Raw genomic sequence first — 6352 nt, 5'->3', positions numbered from 1 at the left:
GGAGAGCGCTTTTTGGTAAGTCGCCTGCGCACTACCCGCATTTTGATTGATCTGAATCGTCTTGAAGTGCCCCGTATCGCCCGCCTCGGTACTACTCAGCCCCTCGCGACGGCTGCTCTGGATTGCCAACACCTCATCGGTTGAAAGGTGGTGCCAATGGGGGGTATCGACGGGGACGGGGCTCATGAGAGGGTGGGGGGTGCTTTGGTTTTGGACTTGGGGGCGAGCAGTGGTTTGAGGTGCCAACGCCGGGCGAGCAGCAGCAAGAAGAGGATCACCCCATAGCGCAGCGGCTCGGTTTGGTCGAGTTTCACCGCCCAGCTAAAGTGCAGGATGGAGGTCGCGGCAGCGACGTAGACCCAGCGGTGGATCTTGCGCCACAGATCCATTCCCAACCATCGACGCACCTTGTTGTGAGAGGTGATCGCCAGCGGCAGCAGGATCAACCAAGTCAACATGCCGATGGTGATGTAGGGGCGTTTCACGATGTCGGCCCAAATGAAGGGCCAAGCCAGCCCCTGGTCGATCACCAAGTAGACGATCATGTGGAGGGTGGCGTAGAAGAAGACAAACAGCCCAAGCATGCGCCGGTAGGCCAGCGGCTTGGACCAGCCGGTAAGCATCCGCAGCGGAGTGACCGCCAGGGTGAGGATCAAGAAGATCAACGCCGTCTGGCCGGTGAAGTGCTCGACCGCCTCGATGGGGTTGGCCCCCAGACCGTGATGGGTCGCTTGCCAGGCAACCCAGGACAGGGGGAGCAAGGCGATGATGTGCAGGGCCAGACGCAGCATCAGAAGTTCTTCCTCAAATCCATGCCGGTATAGAGGTGGGCCACCTCGTCGCCGTAGCCGTTGAACATCAAGGTGGGGCGGCGCGTCCATTCCCCTAAACGGCGCTCCCTTGCCTGACTCCAGCGGGGGTGGTCGACCTCGGGATTCACATTGGAATAAAAGCCGTATTCCCGAGGGTTCGAGATATTCCAGGTGCAGGGGGGCTGGGTTTCGGTCAGGCGGATGCGCACGATGGACTTGGCGCTTTTGAATCCGTACTTCCAGGGCACCGCAAGACGGATCGGGGCGCCGTTTTGGTTGGGCAGGATCTCTCCGTAGAGCCCTACCACCATCAGAGTCAGGGGGTGCATCGCCTCGTCAATGCGCAGCCCCTCGGTGTAGGGCCAGCGCAGCAGTGCCCGGTTCTGGTTGGGCATCTGTTTGGGATCCAACACCGATTCGAAGGCGACGAATTTGCCCTTCGAGGTGGGTCGGACCTCTTTCAGCAGATGGCTGAGTTCGAAGCCGATCCAGGGAACCACCATCGACCACCCCTCGACGCAGCGCAGCCGGTAGATCCGCTCCTCAAGGGGGAAGCGGGTGAGCAGCTCCTCCATCGTGAAGGTGCGGGGGTTTTCGACCTCCCCTTCGACCTGCACGCTCCAAGAATCGGTTTTGAAGTTGCGGGCCGCCTCGGCGACCTCTTGTTTGTCGGTCGTAAACTCGTAGAAGTTGTTGTACTGAGTGATCTCGTTTTTCGGGGCGGGAGTCTCGTCGGTTGAGAAACGGCTCGGCTTGCCGTGCAGTTTGCGGGCGCCCCAGGCGGTCAAGGGCAACCCCGCCAAACTCAGGGCGCCTACGGTGGCTGCGGCCCCCAGTTTGATGAAATCGCGGCGGCGCAGGTAAAGCTCTCGATCGGTGATTTCGCTGGCCGGAATGTGTGGGATTTTGGTCATCGGATCACTCCTTCCTCGTTGGGTTGGGCCGTGTAGGGTGGGATGGCGCCCCCCCCGTTTGGTGCCCTTCGTGGCCGCACCCGGTTCCTTACAGCCACCCCCCCTTGATTGTGATAAATCCCCGAAAGAGATCGGAAAATTCCGGCACCACCGACCTTTGTACCGAGGGGCGGGCGAGCAGGGCTCCTCGCAGTCGCACAGCCTTTGGTCGATCGGCACTGAAGAGCGGCTGCCCCGCCAGCCCCTCGACCAGGGTCGCCCGCTGCAAAAAGGGGGCAAGGGCTGCATCGACCAGTGAAAAATCGGCCCCGTTGAACAGCGGCCCCTGGTCATCGAGCACCCCCTCCAGTTGTGCCAAGGCGCCTTGCAAGACCCGGTTTTTCTCGGCGAACGCCGCAACGTCGGGGGCGGTGTAGAGACCGTGCAGCAACATGTTCAGGTTCGAGGCGAACTCGATCCAGGCTCTGTTTTGGGCTTTTTTGAGGATGTCGCCGGGATGAAACGAGGGGGGGAGGAGCTCGTCGAGGTATTCGTTGATGACCGCCGATTCGAACAGTGGGGTGTCGCCGACCTTGAGCAGCGGTACCTTGCCCATGGGGGAGAGGGCCAAAAACCAATCGGGTTTGGCGTCGAGTTGAATGTAGGTCAACGCGAAGTCGCGCCCCGGTTCGAGCCCTTTTTCGAGCAGGGTGATGACCGAGCGCTGGACGAAGGGGCAGAGTTTAAAACTGACCAGTTGCAGCGGGGGGCGGTTGTTCATGATTGCTCCTGGGGCAAAGGATCCGAACCCCCAGGATGCCGAATGGCAGGGGATCTGTCAGCCCTTGGCGTTTGCGATCCCCTGGGCCGCCTGTTGCCAAACCTCGGGATCGGGGCGCGATTCGATGAGCACGTCGCAGCCGGCCCGGACCATTGCTTCGGCGATTTCGGCCACGCTGCGTCCCTCGGCGACCGCCTTCATCCCCAGATCGTCGCTGATCGTCAGCCCCGAAAACCCCAGTTGTTCGCGCAACACCGTGCGCAGCCAATAGGGTGAAAACGGGGCCAGTTCGCGGCGACCGTCCGGCAGTGGCAGATCGAGGTGGGCGATCATCATCCACTGAATGCCAGCCCGTACCGCCGCCCTAAAGGGGGCCAGATGGGTTTGAAGATCGGCGTCGTTGGGGATAACCGGTAGGCCGTGGTGGGAATCGACCCCACTCAGGCCGTGGCCGGGGAAGTGTTTGGCACACAGGGCAATGCCCGCCTCCGCCATCCCCCGACACCAGGCCAGGGCAGGGGGGGAAAGTGTGCCAGGGGTGGCACCGAAGGCGCGGTCGCCCACAATCCCATGACCACCGTCGCCCAGGTCGAAGACGGGGGCGAGGTTATGGGTGATCCCCCAAGCCTTGAGCCAGCGCCCGTGCTGGAATCCGGCCTGACGACAGGCGGCCACCCCTCGGGCGGCCAGACTCCAGGGGGTGGGGCGCTCGGGGGGGGCAATCCCCTCGGCTTCAACGGAGGGCAGCCGTTTGACTCGTCCACCCTCCTCGTCGATGGTCACCGCCAAACGATGGTCGACCACCGCCTGACAGGCGGCGATCAGGGCCATGGTTTGTTGGGGATCTTGAATGTTGCGGGTAAAGAGGATGATGCCCTGCGGTTGTAAACCGCGCAGCGCCGCCAATTCGGCGGCGGTGGGCTCCAACCCGGTCAGGCCCAGCAGCAGGGGGGTCATGAGGAAGGGTTACTTATTGCGACGGGCCAGGACGCCAAGCACCGCCTCGCGAAACTGCTCGTAGCGGAAGGGTTTGGCCAGCACCTTGATCGGATATTGATCGGCAATCGATTCGAGGTCGCCCTCGAAGGCGGTGATGAACAGGGTGCGGTCGATGATCTGGGGGTGGGTCGCCATCAAAGAGGTGAAGAGGTCGGTCCCCATCATCTCACCCATACGTACGTCGAGCAGAATCAGACCGTATTGCAGGTCGCCCGAGGTGGCGTCGAAGAGCGCCTCGACGCTCGATTTAAAAGGGGACAGCTCGACCCTGAACCCCTTCTCTTGGGCCAGTTGCTTCAGAAAACGACCGACGATATCGAGGATGATCGGTTCGTCGTCGACGAGCATGACCTTTAAGGTTTTTCCGCTCATACCAGCAACTCCGCCAGCTTTGTGCCCGGATCTTCATGGCGCATCAACGATTCTCCGATTAAGAAACCATGGACACCACGGCTGAGCAAGCGTTGCACGTCGTCGCGGCTATGGATACCGCTTTCGCTGACCACGAAGGTTCCGGCCGGAAAGTGGGGCAGCAGCGACTCGGTGACCGCCAGATCGGTGACGAAGGTGCGCAGGTCGCGGTTGTTGATCCCGATCAACGTCGGTTTCAGGGGGGCGACCGCCTCCCATTCCTGGGCGTTGTGGATCTCGATCAACACATCGAGCCCCCGCGAGGTCGCCTCGTAGTAGAGGTCGGCCAACTGCTCGGTGGGCAGGGCGGCGGCGATCAACAAGATCGCATCGGCCCCCCAGGCCAGTGCCTCTAAAATCTGGTAGCGGTCGCGGATGAAATCTTTTCTTAAAACCGGCAAAGAAACCGTGTTGGAGACCACCTGCAAGTATTCGGGGCTACCCTGAAAATAGGGGCGGTCGGTCAGCACCGACAAAGCGGCGGCCCCGCCGCGCTCGTAACTTTGGGCAATGGCCACCGGATCGAAATCGGCCCGGATGATCCCCTTCGAGGGGGAGGCCTTTTTCACCTCGGCGATGACGGCGGCTCCCACCGCACCCTTGGTTTTAAGGGCAGCGGCAAAGGGGCGGATGGGGCGGGTGGCCAAACGCTCGGCGATGGCGCGCTCCAGCGCCGCCTCGTCGACCTGGGCGCGGGCGGCGGCCACCTCCTCCAGCTTGGTTTGCATGATGGTGGCCAGGATGTCGGGCTTGCCCTGCGCTTCAGGCATTGCCGATCTCCTGTGAAGCATGGACCAGGCTGTCGAGGGTCTTGAGCGCATTGCCCGAATCGATGGCTTCGCCGGCTAGACGCACCCCATCGCGCAAATCGCTCGCCTTGCCCGCCACCACCAGCATGGCGGCAGCATTGGCCACAACGATGTCGCGCCTGGCCCCCTGCTCGCCCCCCAGCACCGCCCGAACAATGGCGGCATTGTGGGTAGCATCGCCCCCCTTGAGCGCCTCGGGATCGCAGCGGGGCAGTCCGAGCTCTTCAGGGGTGAGGATGCGTTGCTCGACGATGCCGTTGTTCAGCTCGGCCACCACCGTCTCGCTGCACAGGGTGATTTCATCCAGACCATCGCGACCGTGGACCACCATGACCCGATCCATATCGAGCAGGCGACAGACGTGGGCAATAAAGGGGACCTTCTCTTCGCTGTAAACCCCGATCAACTGCTTGCGCGCCCCGGCAGGATTGGTCAGGGGGCCGAGTAGGTTGAACAGGGTACGAAAGCCCAGCTTGGCTCGAACCGGCCCGACATGGCGCATGGCGGGGTGGTGGCTGGGGGCAAAGAGAAAAGCGATGTCGAGTTTGGCCAGCAACTGTTCGATGGCCAAATGGGGCAGGTCGATTCTGACCCCGAGCGCTTCGAGCACGTCGGAAGAACCCGATTTCGAGGTGATCGCCCGGTTGCCGTGTTTGGCCACCGGCACGCCGCAGGCGGCGACCACAAAGGCCGAGGCGGTCGAGATATTGAAGGTGTGGGAGCCGTCCCCCCCGGTGCCGCAGGTGTCGACCACCTCGGGGTGGGTGTGGGTCACCGAGGTCATGGCACCGCGCATGGCCCGGGCTGCGCCGGCAACCTCTTCGATGCACTCACCTTTCATTGCCATGGCGGTCAGCCAGGCGGCGATCTGCACCGGCTCGACCTGCCCCCCCATCATGGCGGCAATGGCGTCGTGGGCCTGCTCTTGACTGAGATCTTCACGGCGCAGCAGCAGGGGCAGGGTGGTTTGCACGGCGTTCATGGCTTGCCTCCAGGTTGGGCCGGGTGGGCAATCGACATATTCAGAAAGTTGCGCAGCAGGGTGTGCCCCCCTTGGGTCATGATCGACTCAGGGTGGAACTGGACCCCCTCGACGGCGGGTAGGGTGCGATGGCGGAGCCCCATAATCAGTCCATCCTCCAGCCAAGCCGAAATCTCAAGGCAGTCGGGCAAGGTGGCGCGGTCGACCACCAGCGAGTGGTAGCGGGTGGCGGCAAAAGGGGAGGGCATACCTGAAAAAACGCCGCGAGCGTCGTGCAGAATATCGCCGGTTTTGCCGTGGACCGGGGCCGGAGCCCGTACCACGTTGCCGCCGAAGGCTTGCCCCATCGCTTGGTGGCCCAGGCAGATGCCGAGCAGCGGAATCCTGCCCGCGAAGTGGCGGATGACCTCCAGCGAAATCCCCGCTTCGCTGGGGGTGCAAGGGCCGGGGCTGATCACGATGTGGTCGGGATGGAAGGTTTCGATCTCGGCCACGGTGATGGCGTCGTTGCGCGCCACCTCGACCTGCGCCCCCAACTCCCCCAGGTACTGGACGACGTTGAAGGTGAAGGAGTCGTAGTTGTCGATCATCAAAACCCGGCGGGTCGGCCCTTCGTGGCGCCGCCCCGGTTGCTGGCTGGTCGATGCATTCATGATTGTTTTCTC

Annotated in this window: 8 protein-coding genes; all 8 read right to left on the bottom strand. The window is 62.7% G+C overall.

Annotated elements, in window-relative coordinates; genetic code table 11:
* Window positions 1–182: 182 nt before the first annotated feature.
* Window positions 183–791, bottom strand: coding sequence for a hypothetical protein (locus AUJ55_04190; GenBank protein OIO59108.1), 609 nt, complete (start codon window positions 789–791; stop codon window positions 183–185).
* A complete protein-coding gene (locus AUJ55_04185; protein ID OIO59107.1) occupies window positions 791–1726 on the bottom strand; it encodes a mononuclear molybdenum enzyme YedY in 936 nt (311 codons plus the stop codon). Before AUJ55_04185 ends, AUJ55_04190 begins: the two co-directional genes overlap by 1 nt.
* Window positions 1727–1814: 88 nt before the next feature.
* Window positions 1815–2486, bottom strand: coding sequence for a hypothetical protein (locus tag AUJ55_04180; protein ID OIO59106.1), 672 nt, complete (start codon window positions 2484–2486; stop codon window positions 1815–1817).
* Between the two features lie 57 nt (window positions 2487–2543).
* Complete coding sequence (locus AUJ55_04175; GenBank protein OIO59105.1) at window positions 2544–3443, bottom strand: hypothetical protein; 900 nt, start codon at window positions 3441–3443, stop codon at window positions 2544–2546.
* A 9-nt stretch (window positions 3444–3452) separates the two neighbouring features.
* A complete protein-coding gene (locus AUJ55_04170) occupies window positions 3453–3857 on the bottom strand; it encodes a hypothetical protein (GenBank protein OIO59104.1) in 405 nt (134 codons plus the stop codon).
* The gene (locus tag AUJ55_04165) at window positions 3854–4666 is read right to left on the bottom strand and encodes an indole-3-glycerol phosphate synthase (GenBank protein ID OIO59103.1); all 813 of its coding nucleotides are present in this window, start codon (window positions 4664–4666) and stop codon (window positions 3854–3856) included. The genes AUJ55_04170 and AUJ55_04165 overlap by 4 nt, the downstream gene beginning before the upstream one ends.
* Complete coding sequence (locus AUJ55_04160) at window positions 4659–5687, bottom strand: anthranilate phosphoribosyltransferase (GenBank protein OIO59102.1); 1029 nt, start codon at window positions 5685–5687, stop codon at window positions 4659–4661. Before AUJ55_04160 ends, AUJ55_04165 begins: the two co-directional genes overlap by 8 nt.
* The gene (locus tag AUJ55_04155; protein OIO59101.1) at window positions 5684–6340 is read right to left on the bottom strand and encodes an anthranilate/aminodeoxychorismate synthase component II; all 657 of its coding nucleotides are present in this window, start codon (window positions 6338–6340) and stop codon (window positions 5684–5686) included. Before AUJ55_04155 ends, AUJ55_04160 begins: the two co-directional genes overlap by 4 nt.
* Window positions 6341–6352: the final 12 nt, after the last annotated feature.

The organism is Proteobacteria bacterium CG1_02_64_396 (assembly GCA_001872725.1).
GTDB lineage: Bacteria > Pseudomonadota > MNWR01 > CG1-02-64-396 > CG1-02-64-396 > CG1-02-64-396.
Note: the sequence above shows the minus strand (reverse complement) of the source record. Positions and strands in the feature narration are given on the sequence as shown.

What these genes read in the sequence shown, in the direction of transcription:
- AUJ55_04160 (OIO59102.1), bottom strand. Translation starts at nt 5,687, where the DNA reads ATGAACGCCGTGCAAACCACCCTGCCCCTGCTGCTGCGCCGTGAAGAT.
- AUJ55_04155 (OIO59101.1), bottom strand. Translation starts at nt 6,340, where the DNA reads ATGAATGCATCGACCAGCCAGCAACCGGGGCGGCGCCACGAAGGGCCG.
- AUJ55_04180 (OIO59106.1), bottom strand. Translation starts at nt 2,486, where the DNA reads ATGAACAACCGCCCCCCGCTGCAACTGGTCAGTTTTAAACTCTGCCCC.
- AUJ55_04170 (OIO59104.1), bottom strand. Translation starts at nt 3,857, where the DNA reads ATGAGCGGAAAAACCTTAAAGGTCATGCTCGTCGACGACGAACCGATC.
- AUJ55_04190 (OIO59108.1), bottom strand. Translation starts at nt 791, where the DNA reads ATGCTGCGTCTGGCCCTGCACATCATCGCCTTGCTCCCCCTGTCCTGG.
- AUJ55_04165 (OIO59103.1), bottom strand. Translation starts at nt 4,666, where the DNA reads ATGCCTGAAGCGCAGGGCAAGCCCGACATCCTGGCCACCATCATGCAA.
- AUJ55_04185 (OIO59107.1), bottom strand. Translation starts at nt 1,726, where the DNA reads ATGACCAAAATCCCACACATTCCGGCCAGCGAAATCACCGATCGAGAG.
- AUJ55_04175 (OIO59105.1), bottom strand. Translation starts at nt 3,443, where the DNA reads ATGACCCCCCTGCTGCTGGGCCTGACCGGGTTGGAGCCCACCGCCGCC.